This is a genomic window from Aromatoleum sp. (genome assembly GCF_036675785.1).
In the GTDB taxonomy this organism is placed as follows: domain Bacteria; phylum Pseudomonadota; class Gammaproteobacteria; order Burkholderiales; family Rhodocyclaceae; genus Aromatoleum.
The window spans coordinates 68,223-93,672 of record NZ_JAKFEF010000029.1; the positions used below are offsets into that span (position 1 = coordinate 68,223).

27 protein-coding genes and 2 pseudogenes are annotated in these 25,450 nt (G+C 65.8%); 14 read left to right on the top strand and 15 right to left on the bottom strand.

Annotation, left to right across the window (positions count from 1 at the left end):
- Positions 1-5: 5 nt before the first annotated feature.
- Positions 6-716, bottom strand: coding sequence for a response regulator (locus tag V6M37_RS08425; protein ID WP_332672277.1), 711 nt, complete (start codon positions 714-716; stop codon positions 6-8).
- A 396-nt stretch (positions 717-1,112) separates the two neighbouring features.
- Between V6M37_RS08425 and V6M37_RS08430 the strand changes: the two genes are divergently transcribed.
- The 4 genes from V6M37_RS08430 (at position 1,113) to V6M37_RS08445 (ending at position 4,906) form a co-directional block, all read left to right on the top strand.
- Positions 1,113-1,622: a DUF2917 domain-containing protein gene (locus V6M37_RS08430; RefSeq protein ID WP_332672279.1), complete on the top strand. Its 510-nt coding sequence runs from the start codon at positions 1,113-1,115 to the stop codon at positions 1,620-1,622.
- 40 nt (positions 1,623-1,662) lie between these two features.
- Positions 1,663-2,598 (top strand): hypothetical protein, encoded by a 936-nt coding sequence (locus V6M37_RS08435; protein ID WP_332672281.1) that lies wholly within the window; start codon positions 1,663-1,665, stop codon positions 2,596-2,598.
- A 143-nt stretch (positions 2,599-2,741) separates the two neighbouring features.
- Positions 2,742-3,578: a class I SAM-dependent methyltransferase gene (locus tag V6M37_RS08440; RefSeq protein WP_332672283.1), complete on the top strand. Its 837-nt coding sequence runs from the start codon at positions 2,742-2,744 to the stop codon at positions 3,576-3,578.
- A gap of 476 nt (positions 3,579-4,054) precedes the next feature.
- Positions 4,055-4,906, top strand: coding sequence for an MBL fold metallo-hydrolase (locus V6M37_RS08445; protein WP_332672285.1), 852 nt, complete (start codon positions 4,055-4,057; stop codon positions 4,904-4,906).
- Positions 4,907-4,978: 72 nt separating this feature from the next.
- Here V6M37_RS08445 and V6M37_RS08450 read toward each other — a convergent pair whose 3' ends face one another.
- The 6 genes and pseudogenes from V6M37_RS08450 to V6M37_RS08475 form a co-directional block, all read right to left on the bottom strand.
- Positions 4,979-5,218, bottom strand: coding sequence for a hypothetical protein (locus tag V6M37_RS08450; RefSeq protein WP_332672320.1), 240 nt, complete (start codon positions 5,216-5,218; stop codon positions 4,979-4,981).
- Between the two features lie 50 nt (positions 5,219-5,268).
- Positions 5,269-5,418 (bottom strand): annotated as a pseudogene (locus V6M37_RS08455) (hypothetical protein); the annotation flags it as partial.
- Between the two features lie 30 nt (positions 5,419-5,448).
- On the bottom strand, positions 5,449-5,574 hold the full coding sequence (locus tag V6M37_RS08460) for a hypothetical protein (RefSeq protein ID WP_332672287.1): 126 nt from the start codon (positions 5,572-5,574) through the stop codon (positions 5,449-5,451).
- A gap of 31 nt (positions 5,575-5,605) precedes the next feature.
- Positions 5,606-6,541 (bottom strand): MFS transporter, encoded by a 936-nt coding sequence (locus tag V6M37_RS08465; protein ID WP_332672288.1) that lies wholly within the window; start codon positions 6,539-6,541, stop codon positions 5,606-5,608.
- Positions 6,483-6,821, bottom strand: coding sequence for a hypothetical protein (locus V6M37_RS08470; RefSeq protein WP_332672289.1), 339 nt, complete (start codon positions 6,819-6,821; stop codon positions 6,483-6,485). Before V6M37_RS08470 ends, V6M37_RS08465 begins: the two co-directional genes overlap by 59 nt.
- 12 nt (positions 6,822-6,833) lie before the next feature.
- Positions 6,834-7,967, bottom strand: coding sequence for an alpha/beta hydrolase (locus V6M37_RS08475; protein WP_332672290.1), 1,134 nt, complete (start codon positions 7,965-7,967; stop codon positions 6,834-6,836).
- A 150-nt stretch (positions 7,968-8,117) separates the two neighbouring features.
- Here V6M37_RS08475 and V6M37_RS08480 point away from each other — a divergent pair, with 150 nt between their 5' ends.
- Positions 8,118-9,008: a LysR family transcriptional regulator gene (locus V6M37_RS08480; RefSeq protein WP_332672292.1), complete on the top strand. Its 891-nt coding sequence runs from the start codon at positions 8,118-8,120 to the stop codon at positions 9,006-9,008.
- 361 nt (positions 9,009-9,369) lie between these two features.
- Here V6M37_RS08480 and V6M37_RS08485 read toward each other — a convergent pair whose 3' ends face one another.
- On the bottom strand, positions 9,370-10,251 hold the full coding sequence (locus V6M37_RS08485) for a LysR substrate-binding domain-containing protein (protein ID WP_332672294.1): 882 nt from the start codon (positions 10,249-10,251) through the stop codon (positions 9,370-9,372).
- 90 nt (positions 10,252-10,341) lie between these two features.
- On the opposite strand from V6M37_RS08485, the gene V6M37_RS08490 reads away from it, so the two are divergent.
- Positions 10,342-11,109, top strand: coding sequence for a sulfite exporter TauE/SafE family protein (locus tag V6M37_RS08490; protein ID WP_332672295.1), 768 nt, complete (start codon positions 10,342-10,344; stop codon positions 11,107-11,109).
- 243 nt (positions 11,110-11,352) lie between these two features.
- Here the strand turns inward: V6M37_RS08490 and V6M37_RS08495 are convergent, their stop codons facing one another.
- Positions 11,353-11,826, bottom strand: a complete 474-nt coding sequence (locus V6M37_RS08495; RefSeq protein ID WP_332672296.1) for a hypothetical protein — start codon at positions 11,824-11,826, stop codon at positions 11,353-11,355.
- A 61-nt stretch (positions 11,827-11,887) separates the two neighbouring features.
- On the opposite strand from V6M37_RS08495, the pseudogene V6M37_RS08500 reads away from it, so the two are divergent.
- Positions 11,888-11,950, top strand: a pseudogene (locus V6M37_RS08500) (hypothetical protein); the annotation flags it as partial.
- Positions 11,951-12,215: 265 nt separating this feature from the next.
- Here V6M37_RS08500 and V6M37_RS08505 read toward each other — a convergent pair.
- On the bottom strand, positions 12,216-14,150 hold the full coding sequence (locus tag V6M37_RS08505; RefSeq protein WP_332672298.1) for an ABC-F family ATP-binding cassette domain-containing protein: 1,935 nt from the start codon (positions 14,148-14,150) through the stop codon (positions 12,216-12,218).
- Between the two features lie 192 nt (positions 14,151-14,342).
- Here V6M37_RS08505 and hflX point away from each other — a divergent pair, with 192 nt between their 5' ends.
- The 4 genes from hflX (at position 14,343) to V6M37_RS08525 (ending at position 20,338) form a co-directional block, all read left to right on the top strand.
- Complete coding sequence (gene hflX / locus V6M37_RS08510) at positions 14,343-15,665, top strand: GTPase HflX (protein ID WP_332672300.1); 1,323 nt, start codon at positions 14,343-14,345, stop codon at positions 15,663-15,665.
- Positions 15,666-15,997: 332 nt separating this feature from the next.
- The gene (locus V6M37_RS08515) at positions 15,998-17,005 is read left to right on the top strand and encodes a sulfate ABC transporter substrate-binding protein (protein ID WP_332672302.1); all 1,008 of its coding nucleotides are present in this window, start codon (positions 15,998-16,000) and stop codon (positions 17,003-17,005) included.
- 96 nt (positions 17,006-17,101) lie between these two features.
- Entirely contained in the window at positions 17,102-18,046 is a 945-nt protein-coding gene (locus V6M37_RS08520; protein WP_332672304.1) for a CysB family HTH-type transcriptional regulator, read from the top strand.
- Between the two features lie 420 nt (positions 18,047-18,466).
- Positions 18,467-20,338 carry a diguanylate cyclase gene (locus V6M37_RS08525; RefSeq protein ID WP_332672306.1) on the top strand — a complete coding sequence of 624 codons (1,872 nt, stop codon included), beginning with the start codon at positions 18,467-18,469 and terminating at the stop codon, positions 20,336-20,338.
- A gap of 85 nt (positions 20,339-20,423) precedes the next feature.
- Here V6M37_RS08525 and V6M37_RS08530 read toward each other — a convergent pair whose 3' ends face one another.
- A complete protein-coding gene (locus tag V6M37_RS08530) occupies positions 20,424-21,014 on the bottom strand; it encodes a hemerythrin domain-containing protein (protein WP_332672308.1) in 591 nt (196 codons plus the stop codon).
- Between the two features lie 200 nt (positions 21,015-21,214).
- Here V6M37_RS08530 and fdxA point away from each other — a divergent pair, with 200 nt between their 5' ends.
- Positions 21,215-21,538 carry a ferredoxin FdxA gene (gene fdxA / locus V6M37_RS08535; protein ID WP_332672310.1) on the top strand — a complete coding sequence of 108 codons (324 nt, stop codon included), beginning with the start codon at positions 21,215-21,217 and terminating at the stop codon, positions 21,536-21,538.
- Positions 21,539-21,555: 17 nt separating this feature from the next.
- Here fdxA and V6M37_RS08540 read toward each other — a convergent pair whose 3' ends face one another.
- Genes V6M37_RS08540 through sdhC form a run of 4 tightly spaced genes read right to left on the bottom strand, consistent with a single transcriptional unit; the run spans position 21,556 to position 23,802 of the window.
- Positions 21,556-22,308 (bottom strand): Crp/Fnr family transcriptional regulator, encoded by a 753-nt coding sequence (locus tag V6M37_RS08540; RefSeq protein ID WP_332672311.1) that lies wholly within the window; start codon positions 22,306-22,308, stop codon positions 21,556-21,558.
- 50 nt (positions 22,309-22,358) lie between these two features.
- Positions 22,359-23,054, bottom strand: coding sequence for a succinate dehydrogenase iron-sulfur subunit (locus V6M37_RS08545; protein WP_332672313.1), 696 nt, complete (start codon positions 23,052-23,054; stop codon positions 22,359-22,361).
- 17 nt (positions 23,055-23,071) lie between these two features.
- Positions 23,072-23,416: a succinate dehydrogenase, hydrophobic membrane anchor protein gene (gene sdhD, locus V6M37_RS08550; RefSeq protein ID WP_332672314.1), complete on the bottom strand. Its 345-nt coding sequence runs from the start codon at positions 23,414-23,416 to the stop codon at positions 23,072-23,074.
- The gene (sdhC, locus tag V6M37_RS08555) at positions 23,413-23,802 is read right to left on the bottom strand and encodes a succinate dehydrogenase, cytochrome b556 subunit (RefSeq protein WP_332672315.1); all 390 of its coding nucleotides are present in this window, start codon (positions 23,800-23,802) and stop codon (positions 23,413-23,415) included. Before sdhC ends, sdhD begins: the two co-directional genes overlap by 4 nt.
- 374 nt (positions 23,803-24,176) lie before the next feature.
- Between sdhC and V6M37_RS08560 the strand changes: the two genes are divergently transcribed.
- Entirely contained in the window at positions 24,177-24,593 is a 417-nt protein-coding gene (locus tag V6M37_RS08560) for a cupin domain-containing protein (protein WP_332672316.1), read from the top strand.
- A 160-nt stretch (positions 24,594-24,753) separates the two neighbouring features.
- Positions 24,754-25,080 (top strand): thioredoxin family protein, encoded by a 327-nt coding sequence (locus tag V6M37_RS08565; protein WP_332672318.1) that lies wholly within the window; start codon positions 24,754-24,756, stop codon positions 25,078-25,080.
- Positions 25,081-25,450: the final 370 nt, after the last annotated feature.

Below are 25,450 nucleotides of genomic sequence, written 5' to 3' on the forward strand. Positions count from 1 at the left end.
TTTTCTCACTCGCCGCTCGGGATGAAGACATAGCCCGCGTTGCGCACAGTGCGGATGTAGCGCGGATGCTCGGGATCGGGCTCGATCTTCTTGCGCACCCGCATGACGCGCAGATCGACGCTGCGGTCGAACGGGTCGGCGTCGCGCTGCTGGCTCAGGTTCAGGATGTGTTCGCGCGACAGCGCCCGGTTCGGGTTCTCGACCAGCGCCTTCAGGAGATCGAACTCGAGCGGCGACATCGGGACCTCGTTGGCCTCGTCGTCCCTGAGGCGATGGGCGGCCAGATCGAGCACGCATCGTCCGACGCGCACCCGCTCCGCCCCCAGGTCCGCTGCAGCCGCCAACGAGGTGCGCCGCAGTACGCTCTTGACGCGGGCGAGCAATTCGCGCGGATCGAAGGGTTTGGCGACGTAATCGTCGGCGCCCACCTCCAGCCCGACGATGCGATCGACCACCGTGCCGGCGGATGTCAGCATCACGACGGCGATCCTCGGGTAGCGCTCGCGCAGGTGGCGCGCGAGGCTCAGGCCGTCCTCGCCAGGCATGGAGATGTCCAGCAGCGCGAGGTCGATGGGATGCCGACCGGCGAGCGCCCGGGCGTCGCTGGCGCTTGCCGCGCAATGGGCGGCGTAGCCGTGGGCGATGAAGTATTCCTCCAACACCTCGCGCACGTCCGGCTCATCGTCGACGATCAGGATGGTGGCCTTGGGGGTCATCGAAGCTCTCCCTCTCCTTCCTCTGGCGGCGCGCTGCAGGCGGCGGCCGCAAGCGCCGGGACGTACTCCCTCAAGCTAGCACACGCCCTCCGTCACGAAAGCCGGACCGCCCGGCGCGCGGCGCCGGTTCCGGCCAATCGCGCCCACCCTCTCAGCCGCCCGGGCGGCGCTTCCGGCCTTCGTTTCTCGCCCTCCCCCTGCTTGAAACAAACGAAACACGAACGGCCCCGCGGTGAAGTTCGCCTGCCACACCCGATCCCTAGACTGGCTTCCAATCCCGGCGCCACTCCAGATCGTGCGGCGGCAGCGTGAGGACCGAACCGTTCTCCGACCGCGCCACCGAACGCCGGGCAGGTTCCGAATTCTTCTTCGCCCACGCGGGCAAGGGAGGCAGCCATGAATGCACCGCTGATGAACGAGATGACCCCGATCCGGCTCGCCCGCAACGACTTCGCGGAGATCCGGAACGCTCGCGGCGCAGTCTTGCGCGTGCAGCACGGCACGGTCTGGTTGACCCAGAGCGGCAGCACCGAGGACGTGGTGCTGGAGGCGGGCGACGTCTTCCGCCTCGACCGCAAGGGCCTCGCGCTGGTCTCGGCATGTCGCCGCGCATCTCACGCTCTCGTGACGATCGTCCCCGCGGCCCCGGTTGCGCCGTCATCGCTCGCGCAGCGCATGTGGCGACTGCTCGTCGGCCGGGGTACGACGCTTCCCTCGATCGGCGGGACCGCCGTTGCCTCCACCGCCGCGCCGAGCCGCCTTTCAGCCGGCGCGACCCACCTCACGCCGATCACGGACCGTGACGAAGTCGGCGCGTCGCTCGATGCGCATCCAGCAGGACGTGCCGGACCGGCCGGCCTAAAAGAAACCGCGGGCGCAAGCATCTCTTGCGCGCCCGCGACCTAAGCAACGCATCCGCGTTGATTCCCACCCCAAGGAGACACACATGCAAACCATGCAGCAGACACCCAGCAGCGACCGTTACGCGTCATGCATCGAAGTATCCAAGCGCATCCGCTGGGACATCGAGCAGGACGTGATCCGCGGCCGCAGCTTCGACGTGTCGAAGAAATTCCTGCCCGACGGACTCTCGATGATCGGGCGCCTGCCCTTCCTCGACGCCGCCGAGAAGCGGCTGGTGAGCCAGATTCAGGGCCGCACCTACGCCAATATGTTCGGACTGGTCGAGCGCTACATCGGCGCGAAGATGCTCGAAATCAGCCGCGAGCACTCGCTCGGCGACCAGACCGTGCTCGAGGCGCTGGTGCGTTTCACCGAGGAGGAACTGAAGCACCAGGAGCTGTTCCGCCGAATCGAGTCGATGGTCGCCGAGGGAATGCCAGCCGGCTACTCCTTCATGCCGAAGCCGAACGAAGTCGCCAACGTCGTGCTGAGCAAGTCGACCTGGGCGGTGCTCGGCCTGACCTGCCACATCGAGCTCTTCACGCTCGTCCATTACCGCCAGAGCATCGAGCCCGACGCGGCGCTGTCCGACCTGTGGAAGGACGTCTTCCTGTTCCACTGGAAGGAAGAATCGCAGCACGCGATTCTCGACGAGCTGGAGTGGCAGCGCGAGGACGCGAAGCTGACCCCGGACGAGCGCGATGCAGCCGTCGACGATCTCATCGCCCTGGTGGCGGCGGTCGACGGCATGTTGCAAAGACAGGCCGCGGCGGATGCCGATTACTTCCTCGGCGTCTGCGGCAGGACGCTCGACGCGGCGCAGGTGCGGCAGCTGCGCGAGACCCTGTTGGGCGCCTACCGCTGGCAATACATCGTGTCGGGCGTCGAGAACGAGCGCTTCCAGAAGATCCTCGGCGGCCTGATCACCAAGCCCCAGTACGCCCGCATCGGCGCCGCGCTCGCACCGATCATCAATTGACGAAGCTCGAACCGACCCGATCACACGTCATCAACCCTTTTGAACAGGAGTGGCCGCTGTAAAGGTTGCGCTGGATCGACAGCATTGCGCGACCGGGAGGCGTCCCGACGAAAGCCATGAACACCACTACCGAAACCCGTCCCATGACCGCCGCGACCACCACCGCTGCTCCCGCCGAACCTGACTTCGCCGCGATCAAGTCGAAGCAGCAGACCACGTGGGCGAGCGGCGACTTCGCCGTGATCGGCGTCACCCTGCAGATCGTCGGCGAAACCCTCGCGGAAGCCGTCGACGTCAAAGCCGGCGAGCACGTGCTCGATGTGGCCGCCGGCAACGGCAACGCGACGCTCGCCGCGGCGCGCCGCTTTGCGCACGTCACCTCCACCGACTACGTACCGGCGCTGCTCACGAAGGGCGCCACCCGCGCCAAGGCCGAGGGGCTCAACGTGGTCTATCGGGTCGCGGACGTCGAAGAGCTGCCGTTCGCCGACAACAGCTTCGACGTCCTGATGTCGACCTTCGGCGCAATGTTCGCGCCGCGGCAGAAACGCACGGCCGACGAGATGCTGCGCGTCGTCCGCCCCGGCGGCCGGATCGGCATGGCGAACTGGACCCCGGAAGGCTTCATCGGCCAGCTATTCAAGGTCGTCGGCGCCCACCTCCCGCCGCCCGCCGGGCTCAAGTCCCCCGCGCTGTGGGGGACCGCGACCCACATCGGGGAGCTGTTCGGCGACCAGGCCGCCGACATCCGCTTCGAGCGCAAGCACTTCAACTTCCGCTACGCCTCACCCGCACACTGGGTGCAGATCTTCCGCGACTACTACGGGCCGACGCACAAGGCGTTCGCCGCACTGGACGGCACCGGCCAGGCGAAGCTGGAAGCGGACATTCTGGCGCTGCTGGAACGGCTGAACGTCGCGGGGCCGGCGTCGCTGGTGGTGCCTGCCGAATATGCGGAGGTGGTCGTCACGACGAGGTGACGAGATCCGCGGGGGCCCCACGACGAGGGGTCCCTGCGGTGTCCGGAATTGGGGCAACAACGCCCGGCTTTCGCGGCTTCGGGCTTCGGGCTTCGCGCTTGCGGCGGGAACGGTCGGTCGGGGAAAGCACGAGCGGGACCGATTGCGGCCAGAAGCCGCCCTACATGGCGTCTGCTCCGAAGCAGCCAGTCGTCCAACTGAACTTCTCCGAAGCTGCCGCTGGGGTTATGGAATGGATGCAGTCTGCAAAACGACCGCTTAGTAACCTGTCCGGCCGGTGGAGACACGATGGCTGAAAACTCCCCCGGGCCGTGAAGGAGGAGACACTACAAGCTTCCGTGCGGTAAGGAGATCACATATCCGAGCCAGCGCCATTCCTCGGCGGCCTTCGCAGCGCTAGTCGAAGCGCAGCGATCTCGGAATTGAAGTTCAGAACGTCCGGTCTAATTTCAATTCCGTTTCTCTCGCGAGAACCGATGGCCAAGTCGATCAAGCGCAACCCGGATTCCGCTCCCGGCGAGTGGTATATCGATACCCGCTGCATCGACTGCGCGGCGTCGCGCGACGTCGCGCCAGGTCTCATCGTCGAACGCAATGGCCTGTCGATCTTCGCTCGGCAGCCGGCGAGCGAGGAAGAGCAGACGGCGGCCTGGCGTGCCGCCCTGTTGTGCCCGACCGCTTCGATTCGGCGCGAACACCCGCAGGCTCCGCCCGAGGGGCTCTTCCCCCAGGCACTGGCGGCCGGTGTCTTCCGCTGTGGATTCAACGCCCGTTCGTCCTTCGGCGCCCATTCCTACCTAGTGCTGCGACCCGAAGGCAATCTTCTCGTCGATTCGCCGCGTTTTGCTCCGCAGCTCCTCAAACGGTTCGAGGAGTGGGGCGGGATCGGCGACATTCTCCTGAGCCATCAGGACGATGTGGCGGATGCGGGTCGCTATGCCGACCGCTACTCGAGCCGGGTCTGGATTCACGCGGACGACGCCGACGATGTCCCATATGCGACCCATCTGATTCGGGGCGAGGCGCCGGTCACGATTCGCGAGGGCCTGGTGGCCGTTCCCCTGCCGGGGCACACCAAGGGCAGCGTCGCCTATCTGCTGGAAGATACTTACCTTTTTACCGGCGATTCTCTCGCGTGGAATCCCGAGCGCCAGCGGCTGATCGCCTACCGGGATGCCTGCTGGTACTCCTGGGACGTGCAGAAGGAATCGATGAAGCGCCTGCTGGACTACGACTTCGAGTGGGTGCTGCCCGGGCATGGTGGCCACGTGCAGTTGCCCCGTGCCGAGATGCACCAGAAGCTCGCCGAGCTCTTGGTGCGCATGTGAATGCAGCTGCGAGCTTGTCGTCGTGCTTGGCGACACAGCGGAAACATCTGATGCGATTGAAGAAGCGTTCGATCAGACTGCGGTGACGACGTCCTCATCCACCACATCGCGTGCCTCGCCAATCGCGTAAAAACGCCCGCCCGCGATGTAATGCAGACTGCGCCAGGCCGGGTCTGCGGTTTCAAAGCGCCAACGCCCGTTGCGGAACGCGCGCGTGTCAGCCCAGGCACCAACCACCTCGCCGATGAAGAGGTCGTAGCGCTCCTCGTTATGTGGCTCGGGAATGATTCTGCAGACCAGCAGGCCGAGCATCCGGCAACGAAGGGTAGATCCACGTCGCCAATGGGTTGCAGTTCGACGCCGCAATGCCGGAGCTTGTCCGGGTCATCGGCCAGGCTGCGATGTCCGACCCGATACGTCAGCTCCAGTTGCGCAGCCGTCGGCACCTGGATGACGAAGGTGCCGCTCTTCTCGGCCAGTTCACGGGTCTTGGCCTCCTTGCCCAGCACCACCGTGAGCCTGGGTGGCGCCAGATCCAGACCTCACACCCAGCTTGCGGCCATCACGTTGCTCACGCCCCCGTGGCGGGCGGATACCAGCGTCGCCGGCCCGTGGTTGATCAGGAGATAGGCTTGCTCCAGCGGCACGGGCGCGATGTTACGGTTCATGGACATTTCCCAATGGTTGGAGTCAGGGGAGTCAGGCTGAGCGCAATGGCTCCGCACGTCCCGTCAGCGAGGCCAGGATGGCGGCAGCGACCAGCAAGGCGGCGCTCGTCCCGAAGGTGCTTTGATAGCCGCTGCCATCGAACAGCATGCCGCCGAGGGTGGAGCCCAAAGCGATACAAAGCTGAATCATTGCCACCATCAGCCCGCCGCCGGCTTCGGCGTCCTTCGGCAGCGCTTTGGCGAGCCACGACCACCAGCCGACCGGCGCGGCCGTCGCCACCAGGCCCCACAGTCCCAGCAGCACGAAGACCACCGCCACCGAAGCGCCGAAGGCGATCAAGGCCAGTGCGATGGCTGCCATCAACAGCGGGATCACCACCAGCGTGCGGTACATGCCTCTCTTCAAGAGGGCGCCGATCATCGTCGTGCCGACAAAGCCGGCGATGCCGAGCACCAGCAACATCATCGACAGCGTCGGGACGTCCACTTGGGTCACGGTTTCCAGGAACGGGCGCACATAGGTGAACAGCGCAAACTGCCCCATGAAGAAGGTGCCGACCGCGAGCATGCCCAGGGTGACCAATGGGTTCCTGAACAGCTTGAAGACGTTTGACGAGCCCGCTGCGCGTCGGTCGACCTTCATCGACGGCAGGCTGATCCATTGCCACGCGAGGGCGATGAGCGCCACGGGAACGAGGCAGAAGAAGGTCCCGCGCCAGCCGACAATGGCACCAAGATAGCTTCCCAGCGGCGCGGCCACCACCGTCGCTAGAGCATTGCCGCCGTTGAAGATGGCCAGCGCCTTGGGCACCTCGTGCAAAGGCACCAGCCGCATCGCCACCGCCGCCGACATGGACCAGAAGCCGCCCACCACCACACCGATCAGCGCACGGCCGATCATGTAGGTCTCATAATTGGGCGCCGCCCCGACGACCAGACCCGATACGCCCATCAGCCCGGTCATCATCAGCAGCGCGGTTCATCGTGCCCGCGAGCGTCGAGATGGAAAGGCTGGTCAGCACTGCAAAGACTCCGGATATGGCCATGCTGTATCCCGCCATCCCCTCGCTGACGCCCAGGTCGGCGGCCATCGGCGTCAGCAGGCTGACGGGCATGAACTCCGAGGCGATCAGCGCAAAGACGCACAGTGTCATCGCGAAGACGCCGCCCCAGAAGGCGGATTGCTCGCGGGGCTCAGGGTGGGCGAGGACCTCGTCCACCGGGCCGTCACATACTCGAGTGGTCATGGAATCCTTCGCTTATCCCAGATGCTTGGTGAAGAACGCGTTCAGCTTGTCCCAGGGAATCAGGTTCATGCGGTCGTACAGATCCCCATGCCCGGCACCGGGAACGTAGTAGAGCTCTTTCGGCTCCGCGGCACGCTTGTAGGCGTCTTCGCTGAACTCCCTGGAATGCGCCTGGTCGCCGGTGATGAAGAGCAACGGACGCGGGGAAATCGTCTCGATATCGTTGAACGGATAGAAGTTCACAAACCTCACTTCGCTCGTCAGCATGCGGTTCTGCGTCAGCTCCAGCGTTCTGCCTTCCGGGATATGGATGCCACGCGGCGTGCGGTAGAAGTCCCAGAATTCACGCGTCACGGGATCGATATTGGCATCAGGCTGCGCGGGCAAATAGTTCAGAAACGGCTTGTCCCCGGTGGAGAACTCCGCATAGCGTTGCTCGGCCGCCTTCGCGAGCAAGGCTTTGCGCTGCGCCAAGGTCAGCGAGTTATTCAATCCATTGCGAGTCACCGCGCCCATGTCGTACATGCTGACCGTTGCAATCGCTCGCAGGCGCGGGTCCATCTTGGCGGCATTGATGGCGAAGCCGCCGCTGCCGCAGATACCGAGCACGCCGATACGGTCACGGGCGATGAAATCGTGCGTGCCGAGATAGTCGACGGCCGCACTGAACGCTTCGGTATACATTTCTGGTGCGACCAGGTTGCGCGGCTGCCCCTCGCTTTCACCCCAGAACGGCAGATCGATCGCGAGCGTGACGAAGCCCTGCTCAGCGAGCTTCTGCGCGTAGAGCATGGAGCTCTGCTCCTTCACCGCCCCCATCGGGTGGCCGACGATGATTGCCGGCGCCCGGCCATTCCGATCCAGGTTCTTGGGCGCAACGAGATTGCCCGCGACCTGCATGCTGTATTGGTTCTTGAAGCTCACCTTCTGCGCAGTCACCCGGTCGCTCTTGTAAAAATTGCTGGCGTCGTCGGGGGCGTTCCCCTTCGTTGGCGAACCCGCAGCGAACGCGGTGCTTCCGGTGATCGACAGGACGCTCAGCGCGGCGACGCCGGTGCCGGCCGTCTTCAGGAATTCACGTCGCTCGGAAGCCGGGCCGGACAGTGCTTCTGCACCTTGGCGGCTGTTCTCGGTCAGTGTGCTCATGCTCGGTACTCCTCTTGATGGCCAATCGGTGGGTCGAAACGGGGCCCCGGCGTCGCGGCGCTCGTCTTCTTCATGGCTGGCAATTCTGCAGAGACAAGAACCATCTATAAATCATTACAATGTCCATGTAGTTGTGAGAGAAATTCATCAATGGCCCATACCAGAGTCGACGACCTGCAAGCTTTCCTGGCGGTGGCGCGAGACCGGAGCTTCACCAAGGCGGCTGCCAGGCTGGGTGTCACCCCGTCGGCCCTGAGCCATACGGTCCGGGCGCTCGAGGAGCGGCTCGGCGTGCGCCTGCTGGCACGTACGACCCGCAATGTGGCTCCGACGGAAGCCGGGGAACGACTGATGCGCTCGGTCGCTCCGCTTTTCGATCAGATCGCAGCAGAAGTGGAAGCACTAGGAGAACTGCGCGACAAACCCGCAGGAACGATCCGGATCACCTGCACCGACGACACCATCGAGCTGTACCTGAGACCGATGCTGTCCGGATTCCTGAAGCGCTACCCCGACATCACGCTGGAGGTCTTTGTCGACAACGGATTCACCAATATCGTCGAAGAGCGGTTTGACGCAGGCATACGGCTGGGCGAGGCGATCAGCAAGGACATGATCGCGGTTCGTATCAGTCCTGACTGGCGTTTGGCCGTGGTGGGTGCTCCCGCCTATCTCGAACGCTGCTCGCCGCCCAGGACCCCGCACGAGCTGACCGAGCACGCGTGCATCAACATCCGGCACCGACCATCGGGTGCGATTTACGCGTGGGAGTTCGAGAAGGACGGCCAAGCCTTTACGGTCAAGTGCGAAGGGCAACTCGTCTTCAACAGCATCGTTCATGTACTGAATGCTGCCGTCGATGGAATTGGGGTGGCCTACGTCCCCGAAGCGCTGGCCGCGCCTTATCTGGCCGATGGGCGGCTCAAAGAAATCCTGTCGGACTGGTGCCCGTATTTCCAGGGCTTCCACTTGTACTACCCGAACAGACGGCAAACTTCCCCTGCTTTTTCGGCGTTTGTGGAAGCGCTTCGATATCGCTGATTCTTGTTGGATGTCCTGTACAACCTGGGGCCACGAACGGCCGCTTTTGCTTTGCGTAGTGTTCAGCCGAATGGCCGTTCTGGAACAGCGGGACCGGCAGGTACGGGTCGGGTGCCGTCCTCAGGCTGTCACATGGCTGTGACCGCTTTCGGGTTGAGCGGTCGTCCAAGCACCAACCAACCGCGAAGCGAGTGCACATGGATGGATTAGTCCAAAACGGCTGTCCAGTGGTTTCTGGTCGAACGCCGTAGCCGCCCTGAGTGGACATCGGCCTTTCCGATAAGCTGACGAATAACGTCTGCGCAGAGTTGAATGCGAAAATCGTTATTTCACGCAGCCGAAATTTCCTGCTGAAGGACGTCTATGGCACACGCTGCAGCAGTTGCTGCGCAAGCAGGTCAGCGTGTGGAGTCAGTGCGGAGAAGTCGCGCGTACAGAGATAGAGCTGCCGTGTGGCCCAGGCTTCCGACAGCGGCAGGATGGCAAGGTCGCGGCGCAGTGCCCTGGCCAGTGCGTCGGAGAGGATCGAAATGCCGATACCTGCTTCGACGTGCATGGCCACATGTTCGGTATTGCGCAACTGGATGCGGTAGTCGAGCTGGCGCCCCATGCGCGATGCGCGTTCCGCGAGATGCGTTTCGAGCGCCGTGTCTGCCATGCCCACGATTGGCTCATCGAGGATATCGGCAAAGGCCACGTTCGACTGGCGGGCCAAGCGATGAGCACGGCTGGCGACCACGACGAGTCGGTCACTGGCGATCAGGTGCGTCTGCAGCATGCCAAGATCGGTGATGTCCGCGACGATGCCCAGATCGGCACGCCTGTCCATTAGAGCCTGAACGATCTCCGCACTGGGCCTCTCTTCCAGGTCGATCGACAGGTCGCGATGGTCTGCCAGGAATCGGCAAAGCTGTGGGGGCAGGAACGCCACCATGGCGGCGGTGTTTGAGAGCAACCGGACGCGGCCTTTCAGGCCCGTTGCGTAGGTCCGCAGTTCACCGCGCATCTGTTCGACCTGGCCCAGTATCGAGCGGGCATGCCGTACCAACGCCTCGCCTGCGGCAGTGGTGCGCACGCCACGGCGATTGCGTTCCAGCAGCGGTGTGCCCAATGCCGCTTCCATGCCGGCAATGCGTTCGCTGACTGACGCCAGTGCCAGATGTACCGTGCGGGCACCTTGTGTGAGGCTGCCGCATTCCACCACGGTCAGGAAAAGGCGCATATCGGTCAGGTCGAAGCGCATGGATATGGTTTCTTGCATTCGGAGAATACGAAGCCTAGCACCGGAATTGCCAGATTGTGAGAGTGCTTTCCGCTGCCTAATATCGTTTCCGTGGACACGACGATTCTGGTTTTTTCTGCAGGGATGGTAGCTGGCGCGATGAATGCGCTGGCGGGGGGTGGCTCATTCGTCAGTTTGCCGGCGCTGATCGCGGCGGGCGTGCCTCCGGTTCAGGCGAATACTTCCAGCACGGTCGCGCTGTTTCCCGGTGGGCTGGCCAGCGCTTGGGCATACCGCGATGGACTGCGACCGTTCGGTGCCGTGTCACTGCGCGCGCTGCTGGCGACGACGCTGTGCGGCGGCTTGGTCGGGGCGCTGCTATTGCTACGGACGTCATCCGCAGCGTTCACTTTCGTGCTGCCGTGGTTGCTGTTAGTGGCTTCCATTGCGCTCGCATTCGGGCGACGCATCGGTGAGGCATTACGCGCACGCTGGCACATTCACGCACACGCGATACTGGCCGTCCAGTTCGCGCTTGGCATCTACGGAGGCTACTTTGGCGGCGCGGTCGGAATCATGATGATTGCGATGTGGGGACTGCTCGACAACTGTGACCTGAAGCACCTCAACGCGCCGCGCACGCTGCTGGTCAGTGCGGCCAATGTAGTGGCTGTACTCGCCTTCATCGCGGCCGACGCGGTGCGCTGGCCCGAAACACTGACCATGCTGGTGGGCGCAATCGTTGGTGGATACGGTGGCGCGCGTGTCGGGCGCCGCGCGCCGCCGGGCATCATCCGCGCCATCACGCTGCTTGCCACCTCCTGCATCACGCTGGCGTTCTTCGCGAAAACCTACGCACCGGCGCTGCTGCACCGCTGATTCCATGTGAGAAGACCATGTTCGACGCCTTGTTGGAAACGATAGGAACACTCATCCAGAACCAATTACCTGAAGAGTTTGCGCCGGCTCACAGGTAGTCGTCTTCGATAGCTCGATGAACTCGCTCCTGAAACGCGCTCGACAGGAGAGATTTCGCCACCGCAAGCTTCGTAGTATCAGTGGCTGAGCCAAGCTTGCAGGTTCGAGTCCCGTCCCCAGCGCCAGGGGGCGGCCCGCGGACGCTTAACTACCCTCGAGCCATGCCTGCGCGCTGGCCGCTGTCAGTGTGAATCCCGCATCCACGCGCAGCCGGGCCAGTTCTTCGCCCGCAGCGTCGTAGGCCGCCAGCAGGGCATGGGGATCGTATTCGTCGACAACGATGTCGAGTGTGACGCGGACCGGGCCGGACTTCGTGTTCACGGTGAGCTTTTTGTGAAGCGTCGCATGCAGCTGTTGCTCATGGCGGCGCAGGACTTCCGACGCGGTCTTGACCAGAGTGTTGAAGGCAGAGGCGTCGAGGGGCTTCGGGTTCTTCTTGTCGCGCCCCATCGTCCAGGGGCCGACCAAGGCGGGCTCGGGCTCGCCATCCTTGATCATTTCGACGGCCCATCCCTCGTCATCCATGTTCTTGGTGACGCGGGCGGTCCAGCCGTCGTCGCGCCACAGGCGCGGTTCTTTCACGGGGGCCGCTTCGTCGTCCGCTGGGGCTTCGTTCATTTCATTCGATGTCACGAGTGGATTCTAAGTCAATGGACGGGCTCGGCCCCGACGCGTGGCGGTGAGCATCGACCTGCCGCAGGCGATCGACGCGGGGGCCAACAACAACGCCACCCACGTGCTGGAGCGGGACGTCGACAACCTCGCCGCCTACTTCGGCCAGTTCGCGCCGGAGCTTCTTGCGACCGATTACGGCAAGGAAATCGGGTCGCACTGCGAGTCCGGCAGCCTGCTCCCGGACGTCGAACTGACCGGGCATTTCAAGCATGACGAGAAGCTCGCCGACCTGAACGAGGTCACGCAGGTCATCGAGGCGGCGCGCGCCGAAGATGCCGCGCGGCGCGCGCGCATGGCGGGAGTCGATATCGCCGAATCGCCGCTTCGCGGCTTCAGCCCTGGCTTGCCGCTTCGATCTCCTCGGAAAGCTGCAGCCAGCTGTCCTCGTGGGCGTTCAGGGTTTCGTCGATCTGCTGCAACTCTTTTCCCAGTTCGGCAAGTTGCTGCACCGAGGGCGAGCCGGCCAGACGGGCTTCGGTCGCGTGCCTGCGCGCCTGGACTTCCAGGATCGTCTGCTCCAGCTTGCCCAGGTCGCGCTTGAGGCTCTTGAGCTTCTCGGGGCTGATCCGGTTGGCCGCGACCGGTGCCGGCGCGGGCGCATGCTTCGGGCTCTTGAGTGAGGCCTTGAGCTCTTCGCGCGCGCGGCGGGCTTCGTCGAGCAGGTATTGCTGGTAATCGTCCAGATCGCCGTCGAAGGGTGTGACGCCGCCGCGTGCCACGAGCCAGAACTCGTCGCACACCGAGCGCAGCAAGGCCCGGTCGTGGGAGACCAGCATCACCGTGCCTTCGAATTCGTTGAGCGCCATGGCCAGCGCTTCGCGGGTAGCCAGGTCGAGGTGGTTGGTCGGTTCATCCAGCAACAGCAGGTTGGGGCGCTGCCAGACGAGCATGCACAGGACGAGCCGCGCCTTTTCGCCGCCGCTCATGGTGCCCACCGGCTGCTGGACCATGTCGCCGCTGAAATTGAAGGTGCCGAGGAAGGTGCGCAGATCCTGCTCGCGACCGCTCTGGCCGGCGGGCAGGCCTTCGCGGGCCATGCGCACCATGTGTTCGAGCGGATTGTCCTGCGGGCGGAGCACGTCCATTTCCTGCTGGGCGAAATAGCCGATGCGCAGCCCCTTGCCCTCGGTGACGATGCCGCTGGTGGGGGCGAGATCGCGGGCGATGGTCTTCACCAGCGTGGACTTGCCCCGGCCGTTGGCGCCGAGGATGCCGATGCGCTCCCCGGCCATCACCGACTTGTTCACGCCACGCACGATCACCGTCGGCGGCGTATCGGCGGGGGCGCCTTCCGGCGGCGGATAGCCGAAGCAGGCGTCTTCCATCGCCAGCATGGGGTTGGGCAGGTTGAGGGGTTCCTTGAACTCGAAGGTGAAGTCGGCACTGGCGAGCACCGGCGCGAGCCTGTCCATGCGGTCGAGCGCCTTGACGCGGCTCTGGGCCTGTTTGGCCTTGCTGGCCTTGGCCTTGAAGCGGGCGATGAATTTCTGCAGGTGGGCGATCTTTTCCTGCTGCTTGGCGTAGGCGTTCTGCTGCAATTCGAGCTGCAGCGCGCGCGTGTCCTCGAAGGTGGAGTAGTTGCCGCCGTAGCGCGTCAGCTTGTGGTTGTCGATGTGCACCGTGACGTCGGTGATGGCGTCGAGGAATTCACGGTCGTGGCTGATGACCACCAGGGTGCCCGCGTAGCGCTTGAGCCAGGCTTCGAGCCAGACGAGGGCGTCGAGGTCGAGGTGGTTGGTCGGTTCGTCGAGGAGCAGCAGGTCGGATGGGCACATCAGCGCGCGGGCCAGTTGCAGGCGCATCCGCCAGCCGCCGGAGAAGCTGTTCACCGGGTTGCACAGTTCGGTGGTCTTGAAGCCGAGTCCGAGGATCAGCGCCTGGGAACGCGCCTGGGCGTCGTGCGCGCCGGCGTCGTGCAGGGCCATGTAGGCGTAGGCCATGCGTTCGCCGTCGTCGCTGGCTTCGGCCGCCGCCACTTCCTGCTGCGCGGCGAGCAGGGCGGTATCGCCCTCGATCACGAAGTCGGTCGCCGATTGGCTGGTTTCCGGCATGTCCTGCGCGACCTGGGCCATGCGCCAGGTCGCCGGCATGTGAAAGTCGCCTGCATCTTCATGCAGCGTGCCGTTGAGCAGGCCGAACAGCGAGGACTTGCCGGCACCGTTGCGCCCGACCAGGCCCACCTTTTCGCCGGGGTTGAGGATGACGGAGGTCCTGTCGAGCAGCACCTTGGCGCCACGGCGAAGGGTGACGTCCTTGAGGGTGATCATGAAATTAGGGCTCTGGTAGGGGGTTGCGGTTGCGGGTGGATAGGGAAAAGAACGCGCGCGGGGACCGCACTGCGGAGCTCGACCGAATCGGGATGGGCGCAAGAATACGTGCTTTGGCGATGTCCGGAGCGAATCGGCCGTCGTCGAAGTGTACTATCCGGGCTTCGCCCACTCACGAGACGCAATCTCCTAATGCAAAGCGAAGTCCAGGGAAAGCCCACATACGCCGTCGTGGCGGCCGTACAACTGCCGAACGTGAGCGATGTCGAGTTCGAGGCGTCACTGACCGAGCTACGCGAACTTGCGAAAACATTGGGGCTGACGGTCGTCCACACCTTCATCCAGAAGCGTTCCGGCTTCGACACGACCGCCTACCTCGGGACCGGCAAGCGGCAGGAGATCCACGAGTTCGTCAATGGCGGCGGCGTCGTCAACGGCAAGGCCCACGAGATCGACGCGATACTGATCGACCACGAGATTTCGCCCTCGCAGGCGCGCCACCTCGAGCTGGAGGTCGGCTGCGAGGTGATGGACCGCACGATGGTGATCCTCGAAATCTTCCATCGCAACGCGCGCTCCCGCGCAGCACGCGCACAGGTCGAGATCGCCCGCCTCGGCTACATGGCTCCGCGCCTGCGCGAGGCGGCGAAGCTCGCGGGGCCGCAAGGACGGCAGCGCAGCGGCACCGGCGGCCGAGGCGCCGGAGAGTCGCACACCGAGCTCGACCGACGCAAAGTGCGGGACCGCATCGCCGAACTGCAGGAGGAAATCGGTGCGATGGAGGCCGAGCGCAAGACGCAGCGCGCGCGTCGGCAAGGGCGTCAGGGTCTCGCGAGCGTCGCGCTGGTTGGCTACACGAACGCCGGCAAGTCCACCTTGATGCGCGCGCTCACCGGCAGTGAGGTGCTGGTCGCCAACAAACTTTTCGCGACCCTCGACACCACCGTGCGGGTCCTCCACCCGGAGAGCGTCCCGCGGGTGCTCGTCAGCGACACGGTCGGTTTCATCAAGAACTTGCCGCACGGGCTCGTCGCGTCATTCAAGTCGACGCTCGATGAAGCGCTGGATGCATCGCTGTTGCTCCACGTCATTGACGCCAGCGATCCCGGATTCGAGCGCCAGCGCGAGGTCACGGACCACGTGCTTGGGGAAATCGGCGCCGATGTGCTGCCGCGCCTGCGCGTCTTCAACAAGATCGACCACGTCGGCGATGCCGAGGCGCAAGCCGAACGCGAAGCGGCATTGCGAGCGCAGTACCCGGACTGTGTCGTGATGAGTGCGCGTCGCCCGGACGACGTCGCGACGCTGCGTCAGCGGATCGTCGCGTTTTTCCAGCAGGACCTTGTCGCGGCCGAACTTTTCCTTCCCTGGTCGGCACAGCAATGGCGCAAGGATATTTATGCGAACTGCGAGGTGCTGGAGGAGCGGGCGGACGACGAGGGCGCTTTCTTCCATGTGCGCGGGGAGCGGGACACCGTGGAGAGCCTGCGCGAGCAGTTCGAGCAGGTGCAATGAACTGAACGTATTAGCATCGCCCGACCGCGCGGCGGTCACGGTGAGCTGTTCGTTTTCCGCGCGCGAACGGAAGCTGCGGGCCGTATCGAGAAACGTCGGAAGAATCGGTGACTGATCGTCCGCACGGTAAAGGCAAATCAGATCGACCCGGTTGAGAGTTCCGTGAGGCATCTCGGCTTGAATCGCCCCGGGTTTTTCGACCCCCCCTCGCATTCACAGCGGCGCCCCCGCCCCGAATAAGCAATCCATTTTTTCTTCGTTCCGGCTCCCAATCCCGATCGGTAGATTCCCCCTGTCCGCTGTCCAGCGACAGACATTCAGGGAGAATTTCAATGAGATTCAAGACCCAGCGCCGCCCGCTGTTCGCCGCGGTACTTTTCGCCGGGGTCGTTGCGGCCGCGCAGGCCGAAACGACCCTGCTCAACGTCTCCTACGACCCGACGCGCGAACTATATCAGTCATTCAACCGTGAGTTCGTCAAACACTGGAAGGCGAAGACCGGGGAGGAGGTGACGGTCAAGCAGTCGCACGGCGGGGCGGGGAAGCAGGCGCGGGCGGTGATTGATGGGCTGGAGGCCGATGTGGTGACGCTGGCGCTCGCTTACGACATCGATGCGATCGGCGAGAAGACCGGGAAGATTCCGGCCGACTGGCAGAAGCGTTTGCCGCACAACAGCGCGCCGTATACCTCGACGGTCGTGTTCCTGGTCCGCAAGGGCAATCCGAAGGGGATCGGGGATTGGGAGGATCTGCTCAAGCCGGAGGTGAAGATCATTACGCCGAACCCCAAGACTTCGGGCGGGGCGCGGTGGAATTATCTTGCTGCGTACGGCTACGCGTTGAATAAGCCGGGCGGCGATGAGTACAAGGCGCGCGCGTTTGTCGCGGAGCTTTTCAAGCGCGTGCCGGTGCTCGATTCCGGGGCGCGCGGCGCGACGAACACGTTTGTGCAGCGCGGACTCGGCGACGTGCTGCTCGCGTGGGAGAACGAGGCCTTCCTGTCGGTGAGCGAGTTCGGTGCCGACAAGTTCGAAATCGTCGTGCCGTCCATATCGATCCTCGCCGAGCCGCCGGTGGCGGTCGTCGACGGCGTCGCGAAGAAGCGTGGCACGGCTGCGGTTGCGAAGGCTTATCTCGAATATCTGTATTCGCCCGTCGGGCAGAGAATCGCCGCGGCCCATTACTACCGACCGGTGAAGCCCGAGCTGGCCGATCCAAAGGACGTCGCGCGCTTCCCGAAGGTGAAGACCTTCACGATCGACGACCTGGGCGGCTGGCAGAGGGTGCAGAAGCTTCACTTCGCGGATGGCGGCGCGTTCGACAATATGTTCACGAAGTAAGGCGGGATCGACGGCGGAACGGGGGCGAGGCGCGCGAAGCGGCCCGGATCGCCGCCCGCTTTCCGCGGATCGCAAGCGCGCGACAGGGACGACAGCATGAACTTCCAGCAATTGCGCATCGTGCGCGAAACGGTGCGGCGAAATTTCAACCTGACGGACGTCGGCAACGCGCTGTTCACGTCCCAGTCGGGCGTGTCGAAGCACATCAAGGACCTCGAAGACGAGCTCGGCGTCGAGCTCTTCGTCCGCAAGGGCAAGCGGCTGCTCGGGCTGACCGACCCCGGCAAGGAACTCGTCGTGATGGTCGAGCGGATGCTGCTCGATGCCGCGAACATCAAGCAGCTGGCGCAGCAATACAGCAACCGCGACGAGGGCCGGCTGACGGTGGCCACCACGCACACGCAGGCGCGCTACGCGCTGCCCCGCGTCGTCGCCGAGTTCAAGCGGGCGTATCCGAAGGTGCATCTGAAGCTCCACCAGGGCAGCCCGAACGAGATCGTGCAGATGCTGCTCGACGGCGAGGCCGACATCGGCGTCGCGACCGAGGCGCTCGCCGACGTCCCGGAGCTCGCGTCGTTTCCGTATTACTCGTGGCATCACGCGGTGCTGGTTCCGGCCGGCCACCCGCTGGAGGATGTGCGGCCGCTGACGCTCGACGCGATCGCCGCGTATCCGGTGATCACCTATCACGAAGGTTTTACCGGGCGCGCGCGCATCGACAAGGCGTTTGCCGACGCGGGGCTCGCCCCCGACATCGTGATGTCCGCCCTCGATGCGGACGTGATCAAGGCCTACGTCGAACTCGGGCTCGGGGTCGGGATCGTCGCGAGCATCGCTTACCAGCCGGGGCGCGACGACGGGGTGCGGCAGCTGGAGACCTCGCATCTGTTTCCGGAAAACACCGCGCGCATCGCCGTTCGCCGCGGCCATTACCTGCGCGGCTTCGCGTATCGCTTCATCGGGATGTGCGCGCCGGCGCTGGCCGAGGCGCGGGTATTGCGGGCGGTCGGCGTCGGCCCCGGTGGGGTCGAATCGACGTAGGACGTTCCACGACAAGCCGCTGCCCTAGCGGCGCGAGAATACCGGAAAAATCCCGCCCGAACCGCAGAAGGCGCCGCCGGACGGCAGGCGCGGTGCGCCGCGACTGTCATGTTCCTCATCCGCACGGACAACCGGAACGACATCACGGATTGGACTCGAGTCCAATCACGGGAACCTCGCGGAAGTATTACTATCGACCTATCTAAAAATCGGGTTGCCGCGCGCTGGGGTTCGCGTTTCCGTCGAGACCGGGCCTCGAAGAGAATGGCCGCCGCAACGGCCCCAGCCCGATCGAAGGCCGCCCGCTGCGAGCCTGCTTGCGGGAATTTCCACAATGATCGTCGATTGAGGCTGGATGCGAGGACAGGAACGTCCCTCTGACGGGCGCGGGCGGGTGCGTGAACACCGGAGACCGTGCGAATGAAGTCCGCATGGCGGTGGATCGCGGTCGTGCTCGTGGTCATCGTGTTGATCGACGTCCAGCTGTATAACCTCGCGGCCGAGGCGAGGCGCGAGGTGATCGCGCAGGCGGAGTCGCTGCTGCGGCGGTCGAGCAACACCGTGCTCGTGCGCGCCGAGCAGTTGATCGACATCTATGACCGCACGCTCTCGGGCGTCGGTGAGGCGGTCGCCCTGCGGGACGGATTTCGCGGCGAGGAGGCGGAGCTCGCGCGTCTGCTCACGCGGCGCCACCAGATCACGGCGGGCCTGCAGTGGATACTCGTCGCGCGCGAGAATGGCGACCGCGCCGCGAGTACGCACGACCTGCCGCCGTCCCGGCGCAATTTCACGGACCGCTGGTATTTCCGGGTGCATCTCGACAGCCGGGAAAATCCGCTGTATGTCGGCCCGCGGCTCGTCGGTGTGGCGACCGGTGTGCCGTTCATCCCGGTCAGCCGGCGCGTGGAAGACGAGGACAAGCGCTTTCTCGGCGTCGCCGCCGCCGGGATCGACCCGGTCAGCCTGACGCATCTGCTCGTCGACCAGCGTCTGCCCGCCGGCTACACGCTGCGGCTCTTCCTGCAAAGCGGCGACTTGCTCGCATGCCTGTCCGAGAGCGTGGACTGCTACGAGCGCGACTGGTCGAAGACGGCGCTGTTCAGGTCCCTGCTCGCCGCCGCGCCGGAGGGAAACTTCCGCAGCGGCGAATTCCTCGGCGACGAGCCGGGTGCCGGCGCGTTCGCGAGTTCCGCCCGCTTTCCGATCGTCGCCGTCGCGACGGTCGATGAGCGCACGGTCCTCGCGCCGTGGCGGCACAGCGGCGCGGAGTACGTGGCGATCGCGGTCAGCAGCAACCTCGCGCTGTGGCTGATCGCGGTTTTCGCGTTCAGCCAGACGCGGCGGCGGCGGGAGGCGATGCGGGCGCTCGCCGACGCGAATGCGAGGCTCGAGGAACGGGTCGCCACGCGCACCGAAGAGCTGTGCGTCAGCGAGGCCCGCGCGCGCCTCTTCATGAACACCGCGACCGACGCGGTGATCGTGTTCGACGACGCGGGGCTCATCGTCGAGTTCAACGAGGCGGCCGAGCGCATGTTCGGTTACGGGGCGGCCGAAGCGGGGACGATGACACTCGATGCGTTGCTGCCGAATTACCGGGCGCTCGCCGGGCGCGGGCCGGCCGACGGCGACGCGGCGGCGCCCGAACTGACCGGCCGCACGAAGGATGGCCACGAGTTCTTCGTCGAGATCACGGTCGGGAGAACCGCGGACGCGGTCGGGCTGCATGTCGGCATCGTCCGCGACATCTCCGGACGCCGCGCGATCGAGCGCGAACTGCACCGGCTCGCGACGCGCGATGCCTTGACCGGGACGCTGAACCGCGGCGCCTGGACGTCGAGGGCGAAGCAACTGACGACGATCGCGCGTCGTTATCGGCGTCCGCTGACGCTGATGGTGCTCGACGCCGACCGCTTCAAGGCCATCAACGACACTTACGGCCATCCGGCCGGCGACGCGGTGCTGCGCGCGTTCGCGCAAGTGCTCGAGCGCGGCGTGCGCGCGGCGGACGTAATCGGCCGGCTCGGCGGCGAGGAGTTCGGCATCGTGCTGCCCGAAACCGACCTCCCGGCCGCGTGCGAACTCGGCAAGCGGCTGCTCGACAGCATCCGCGAATGCCGCGTGCAGGACGGGCTCGTCTGCCTGTCCTTCACGGTCAGCATCGGAGCGACCTGTTTCGATCCCGACCGCGACGACGATCTGATGACGGTCTATCGGCGCGCGGACCGGGCGCTGTACGAGGCCAAGCAGCGCGGCCGCGACCGCATCGTCTGCCAGCGGCCGGAAGACGCCTGACGCGGGGAAGCGTCCGCGTCCCGAACCGCCCGGATGCGTGCGGGCCGACTCTGCCCCGGGCGTCGCGGCCCGTTACGGCAAGCCGTCATTCGAGGCAGCAGGCCGTCTCCTTCGGCGTTTCGCATCCGCATCCGGCGTGACGCGCGATGTGACGATGCAGCGACTGGAAGCGCGCCTGGACGCTCTCGCCGAACAGCGGGTCGGCGTTGAGGTGGATCGCGGACGCGACCATGAACCAGTCGGCTTTCGTCAGGAAGATCGCCAGCCGCGGGAAGATCTCGCGCTCCTCCTGGTCGAAGTGCCGGCGCAGGAAGCTGACGTAGTCGCGCACGTCGGTTTCGATGGTCGCGCGCGACATCATCGCGCCGGCGGCCGCGGCGCTGAGGTCCGCGTGCAGCGCGGCGCCGCTCCGCGCGATCGCTTCGTGCTGCGCCGCGAGGTCGGCGACGATCTGCCGCGCCAACGGATCGCGGTCGAGCAGCATCCCGAACGCGACGTCTTCGCGCGGATGGTGATAGCGGTCCGGGAACTGCGTCATGTAGTAGATGACGTCCGACATCAGCTCGTAATCGGGCTGCTCGCCGTTCGCGAACAGCTGCGTCTGGGTTTCGAGGAGATCGAGCAGCTTGCGGTAGTTCGCGTGCTCGGCTTGCCACTTGGCGATATATGAGGACATGACCGTCTCCTGCGTTCGTTCTTCGACATCCCGTGCCGTGTGTTCGACGTCGAGGCTGTACTGCGTGATTGCATCGTAGGGAGCACGTCCCGGCGCCGAAATGATTTTTGTCATTCGGTGCCGCGCGCGCCGGCCCTAATCTTCTGCTGCGCCGGACCGCCCCGCGCGGCGGTCCCCCGAAACCCGATGGAGATGGAACGATGACTTACGTAGTGACCGAAGCCTGCATCAAGTGCAAGCACACCGATTGCGTCGATGTCTGCCCGACCGACGCGTTCCGCGAGGGGGCCAACTTCCTCGTCATCGACCCCGAGGAGTGCATCGACTGCACCCTGTGCGTTGCCGAGTGTCCGGTCGATGCGATCTACGCCGAGGACGACGTGCCCGACGACCAGCGCGAGTTCATCGCGCTGAACGCGACACTCGCGAAGACGTGGAAGCCGATCGTCGAAGTGAAGCCGGCGCCGGAAGACGCGGGGGTGTGGGCGAAGGTGAAGGACAAGCTGAAGCTGCTCGAGCGATAGCGACGCCGCGCGCCGCGCTAGTCCGCGTGGCCCGGCGTCTCGAGGATCCGCTGCAGCATGTCGGCGCGGCGGATCTCGAAGCCTTCGGGCCGCGTCGTCAGCCAGCCGGCCTTCTGCCAGCGGCTGAGGATGCGGATCACGGTTTCGACGCGCGCGCTGACGAGCTGGGCGATTTCCTCGCGGTGCAGGTTCACGCCGACTGCGATCGCGTCGGCGTCGGCCGGATGGCCGAAGCGTTCGATCAGGTAGGAGATCAGCGCGGCGAGGCGGCGCGGCACCGAGCCCGCGCTGACGATGTCGATCTTCGCGCGCAGCGCTGCGGTGTGCTGCAGCAGCGCGCGGTTGATCGCAAGGCCGATCGCGACCGAGCCGAGCAGCGCCGCGTCGAGCGCGTCGGCGCGCAGCCACAGCGCCTCGACCTGCCCGCTGATCGCGAGCGCGTCGGCCGGGAAGATTCCGTGCTCGAGCGCGGCGGACAGGCCGACCGCCTCGCCAGCCCGGAACAGCCCGACGACGACGCCTTCGCCGGTCGGCGTCATCTGGCGGATCTGCACGACGCCCCCGGTGATCAGCGCGAAGTGGGCGGCGCGCTCGCCGGCGAACCACAGCGGCTCGCCCGACGCGAAGCGCCGCAGGCGGGCGCCGTGCGCGAGGCGTTCGAGATCCGCCGCGTCGAGCTCCGCGAACAGCGGCTGCGCGGCGAGGCGGTCGAGCAGCGTGTCCTCTTCTACTTGACGCGCCGCTTCGGTGCGGCGATTCGCCCCCGGCACCGGGTCGGTACGTCCTGTCGGCTTTTCCGCCACGTCGCCGCCCGGCCGCGCTACGCCGAGTCGCGCACGAGCGCCTGGCGGATGCGCTCGATCGCGTGGGCGGGGCTGAGGTGCTTCGGACAGACTTCGGTGCAGTTCATGATCGTGCGGCAGCGGTACAGCCGATAGACGTCGTCGAGGTAGGCGAGCCGCTCGCGCGTCGCGGTGTCGCGGCTGTCGGAGATGAAGCGGTAGGCCTGCAGCAGGCCGGCCGGGCCGATGAACTTGTCCGGATTCCACCAGTACGACGGGCAGAACGCGCTGCAGCACGCGCACAGGATGCATTCGTACAGGCCGTTCAGGCGCTCGCGCTCTTCGGGCGACTGCAGGCGCTCGCGCTCGGGCGGCGTCTCGTCGTTGATCAGGTAGGGGCGGATCGAGTGGTAATGCGCGAAGAACTGCGTCATGTCGACGACGAGGTCGCGGATCACCGGGAAGCCCGGCAGCGGGCGCAGCACGATCGGCTCCTTGAGCTCGGCGAGCGATTTCAGGCACGCGAGCCCGTTGCGGCCGTTGATGTTCATCGCGTCCGAGCCGCACACGCCTTCGCGGCACGAGCGCCGGAACGACAGCGTGTCGTCGACCATCTTGAGCCGCATCAGCACGTCGAGCAGCTTCTTGTCGCTGCTCTCGGGCGCGATGTCGTAGTCCTGCATCCTCGGCTTGTCGTCGGTTTCCGGGTTGAAGCGGTAGATCGAGATGCGCATGTCGTCCTCCGCGCCGGTCAGCCGGCGATCGTCATATGGGCGGCGAGCGTCAGCACGACCCGGATCATGATCGCGATCAGCAGCAGGCCGACGAGCGACAGCAGCGGTAGCCGCACCCACAGCGGTTTGACGTAGTCGAGCACGATGTCGCGCAGGCCGATCCAGCCGTGCAGGCACAGCGCGCCGAACAGCACCGCGATCAGCACCGAGCCGTGCGGACTCGTCGCGAGCGCGAACCAGCGGTCGTAGGTCATGGGGGGGCCGACGACGAACGTCGCCGCGCCCGTTGCGACGAACAGCAGCAGCACGACCGCGGTGACCCGCTGCAGCATCCATGCGCGCTGGCCGAGGAAGAGTCTCATGACAGGGCTCCGGTGAGCGCCGCGACGAGCGCGATCAGCAGCGCCGCGACGATGACGGACCACGCGCTGGTGCGCGCCTGCTCGAGCCGGCTGCCGATGCCGATGTCCATCAAAAGGTGGCGCACGCCGGCGAGCACGTGATGCGCCGCCGCCCAGACGACGATCACGAGCAGCAGCATCGTCAACGGGCCGGACAGGTTGTCGCGCAGCGCGTCGAAATCCTCCGCGCTGCCGAGTGACTCGTCGAGCCCGATCGCGAGCAGCGGCAGCAGGATCAGCAGCACGACGCCGGAGACGCGATGCCCGATCGAGGCGATCGCGCCGATCGGAAAACGGATCTGGAAGAGGTTCAGGAACTTTGGTGCGGCTTGGGGCTGCGCTCGCATGCGGGCCTCCGTCTGTGAGGGGATCTTCCCGTCGCCGCGGGCACGCCGCCGGGGGCGCTGCGGCGAACAACGACTGAACGCCGGGTCGATCGATTGCCGCGAGCCCGGGCGCGACGCTGCGGCCGCGCCGCCGGCTCGTCCGTCGGCCCGCAGGAAAGACGCGTACCCGCGGGCGATAGTTCCCGCTTCGCGTTGCATGTCCACATGCCGCGGGCCCCGCGACGCTGCAGAGCGGCGCGGGGCAGGTCCGGTTGCAGATCACGCGCGGCCGGCCCGGACGCCATCGGCTGCGGCTCGATTTCCCCCGGATGGCCGACTACGTTTAGACGAAGCCGGCAAGCGCCGCACCTGTCGCCGTTCGTCCTGGAGTCCCTATGTCGTCCATTGATTCCGCCGGCAAGCAAACCGTCATCGGCATTCGACCGGAGCGCGAAGTCATCACGCGGCAGCGCCTGCCGTACTTCACCGGCATCTCCGCGGAGACCGCCGGAAGCCGCGGGCTGTCGATGCACCTCGTCGTGATTCCGCCGGGCGGCAGCGCCGCGCCGCACCGGCATCGCGCGTACGAGACCGGCATCTATGTCCTCGAAGGCCGCGTCGAGACGCGCTACGGCGACGGGCTGACCGAAACGATCGTCAGCGACGCCGGTGACTTCCTGTTCATCCCGCCCGACGTGCCGCACCAGGCGCGCAACCTGAGCGACACCCTGCCGGCCCGCGCGATCGTCGCGCGCAACGACCCGAACGAACAGGAGAACGTCGTTCCGTACGACGTCGGGGCAGCGGGCTGACGGGAACGGGCGCGGCCGAACCTGCGCGCCGTCGCCGTGTCGCAGGGGGAGCGGAGCGCGGCGCGCCGCGGACCCGAAGCCGGCGCACCGCGCGGCGATCCCCCTGCAACGCTCCGCACGAGTGATCGGGCGGACAGTCTCGGTGAGAAGACCCATGGGAATGAACACGGATTACGCGACGGTCGAGCCGTTGCGGGCCGCAGTCGATGCGCTCGACGGGCCGACGGTGGTGGAGTTTGGCACCGCGTGGTGCGGCTACTGCCGGTCGGCGCAGCCGGCGATCGCGTCGGCTTTCGCCGCGCACCCGGACGTGCGCCACCTCAAGATCGAGGACGGCAGCGGGCGCCGGCTCGGGCGCTCGTTCGGCGTCAAGCTGTGGCCGACGCTCATCTTCATGCGCGACGGCAAGGAGGTTTCGCGCCTCGTCCGGCCGACCGACCGGAACGCGATCGCAGAGGCGCTGGACGGAATCGACAGCGGGCAGTGAATCGACACGTTTCCCCCGTGGTCGTCGAAGTGTGACTCTCCGCGGTCGCGTCGACTTGCAGTCACGTGATGCCGTCGCGGCGGCCACCGGGCCTCCCGACGTACGCTAGGCACCGCCGAACGGTCACGGGAAACCGAGCGGCCTCGCGAACGGCAACACCGTCAGCCGGCTCAGCGGCGACAGCGTCCGCCGGCGCGAAGTCGGCCGTCACAGGAAACCTAGCAGCCGCCCGAGCAGCAGCACCGACAGCCAGATCACCAGCGACAGTGCGCCGACGATCCGCAGTCGCGCGGGCGGAGGCGTGCCGTCGCTGCCCGCGAGCTGCGCGTGCCACGCGCGGCACCGATGCACCAGCAATGCGTTCGCAAGC

What these genes read in the sequence shown, in the direction of transcription:
- sdhD (WP_332672314.1), bottom strand. Translation starts at nt 23,416, where the DNA reads ATGAGACTCTTCCTCGGCCAGCGCGCATGGATGCTGCAGCGGGTCACC.
- V6M37_RS08475 (WP_332672290.1), bottom strand. Translation starts at nt 7,967, where the DNA reads ATGAGCACACTGACCGAGAACAGCCGCCAAGGTGCAGAAGCACTGTCC.
- V6M37_RS08425 (WP_332672277.1), bottom strand. Translation starts at nt 716, where the DNA reads ATGACCCCCAAGGCCACCATCCTGATCGTCGACGATGAGCCGGACGTG.
- V6M37_RS08435 (WP_332672281.1), top strand. Translation starts at nt 1,663, where the DNA reads ATGCAAACCATGCAGCAGACACCCAGCAGCGACCGTTACGCGTCATGC.
- V6M37_RS08465 (WP_332672288.1), bottom strand. Translation starts at nt 6,541, where the DNA reads ATGATGACCGGGCTGATGGGCGTATCGGGTCTGGTCGTCGGGGCGGCG.
- V6M37_RS08525 (WP_332672306.1), top strand. Translation starts at nt 18,467, where the DNA reads ATGAAGTCCGCATGGCGGTGGATCGCGGTCGTGCTCGTGGTCATCGTG.
- V6M37_RS08520 (WP_332672304.1), top strand. Translation starts at nt 17,102, where the DNA reads ATGAACTTCCAGCAATTGCGCATCGTGCGCGAAACGGTGCGGCGAAAT.
- V6M37_RS08460 (WP_332672287.1), bottom strand. Translation starts at nt 5,574, where the DNA reads ATGAACCGTAACATCGCGCCCGTGCCGCTGGAGCAAGCCTATCTCCTG.
- V6M37_RS08430 (WP_332672279.1), top strand. Translation starts at nt 1,113, where the DNA reads ATGAATGCACCGCTGATGAACGAGATGACCCCGATCCGGCTCGCCCGC.
- V6M37_RS08450 (WP_332672320.1), bottom strand. Translation starts at nt 5,218, where the DNA reads ATGCTCGGCCTGCTGGTCTGCAGAATCATTCCCGAGCCACATAACGAG.
- V6M37_RS08470 (WP_332672289.1), bottom strand. Translation starts at nt 6,821, where the DNA reads ATGACCACTCGAGTATGTGACGGCCCGGTGGACGAGGTCCTCGCCCAC.
- V6M37_RS08565 (WP_332672318.1), top strand. Translation starts at nt 24,754, where the DNA reads ATGAACACGGATTACGCGACGGTCGAGCCGTTGCGGGCCGCAGTCGAT.
- V6M37_RS08445 (WP_332672285.1), top strand. Translation starts at nt 4,055, where the DNA reads ATGGCCAAGTCGATCAAGCGCAACCCGGATTCCGCTCCCGGCGAGTGG.
- V6M37_RS08560 (WP_332672316.1), top strand. Translation starts at nt 24,177, where the DNA reads ATGTCGTCCATTGATTCCGCCGGCAAGCAAACCGTCATCGGCATTCGA.
- hflX (WP_332672300.1), top strand. Translation starts at nt 14,343, where the DNA reads ATGCAAAGCGAAGTCCAGGGAAAGCCCACATACGCCGTCGTGGCGGCC.
- V6M37_RS08440 (WP_332672283.1), top strand. Translation starts at nt 2,742, where the DNA reads ATGACCGCCGCGACCACCACCGCTGCTCCCGCCGAACCTGACTTCGCC.
- V6M37_RS08495 (WP_332672296.1), bottom strand. Translation starts at nt 11,826, where the DNA reads ATGAACGAAGCCCCAGCGGACGACGAAGCGGCCCCCGTGAAAGAACCG.
- V6M37_RS08515 (WP_332672302.1), top strand. Translation starts at nt 15,998, where the DNA reads ATGAGATTCAAGACCCAGCGCCGCCCGCTGTTCGCCGCGGTACTTTTC.
- V6M37_RS08545 (WP_332672313.1), bottom strand. Translation starts at nt 23,054, where the DNA reads ATGCGCATCTCGATCTACCGCTTCAACCCGGAAACCGACGACAAGCCG.
- V6M37_RS08505 (WP_332672298.1), bottom strand. Translation starts at nt 14,150, where the DNA reads ATGATCACCCTCAAGGACGTCACCCTTCGCCGTGGCGCCAAGGTGCTG.
- V6M37_RS08485 (WP_332672294.1), bottom strand. Translation starts at nt 10,251, where the DNA reads ATGCGCTTCGACCTGACCGATATGCGCCTTTTCCTGACCGTGGTGGAA.
- V6M37_RS08530 (WP_332672308.1), bottom strand. Translation starts at nt 21,014, where the DNA reads ATGTCCTCATATATCGCCAAGTGGCAAGCCGAGCACGCGAACTACCGC.
- sdhC (WP_332672315.1), bottom strand. Translation starts at nt 23,802, where the DNA reads ATGCGAGCGCAGCCCCAAGCCGCACCAAAGTTCCTGAACCTCTTCCAG.
- V6M37_RS08480 (WP_332672292.1), top strand. Translation starts at nt 8,118, where the DNA reads ATGGCCCATACCAGAGTCGACGACCTGCAAGCTTTCCTGGCGGTGGCG.
- fdxA (WP_332672310.1), top strand. Translation starts at nt 21,215, where the DNA reads ATGACTTACGTAGTGACCGAAGCCTGCATCAAGTGCAAGCACACCGAT.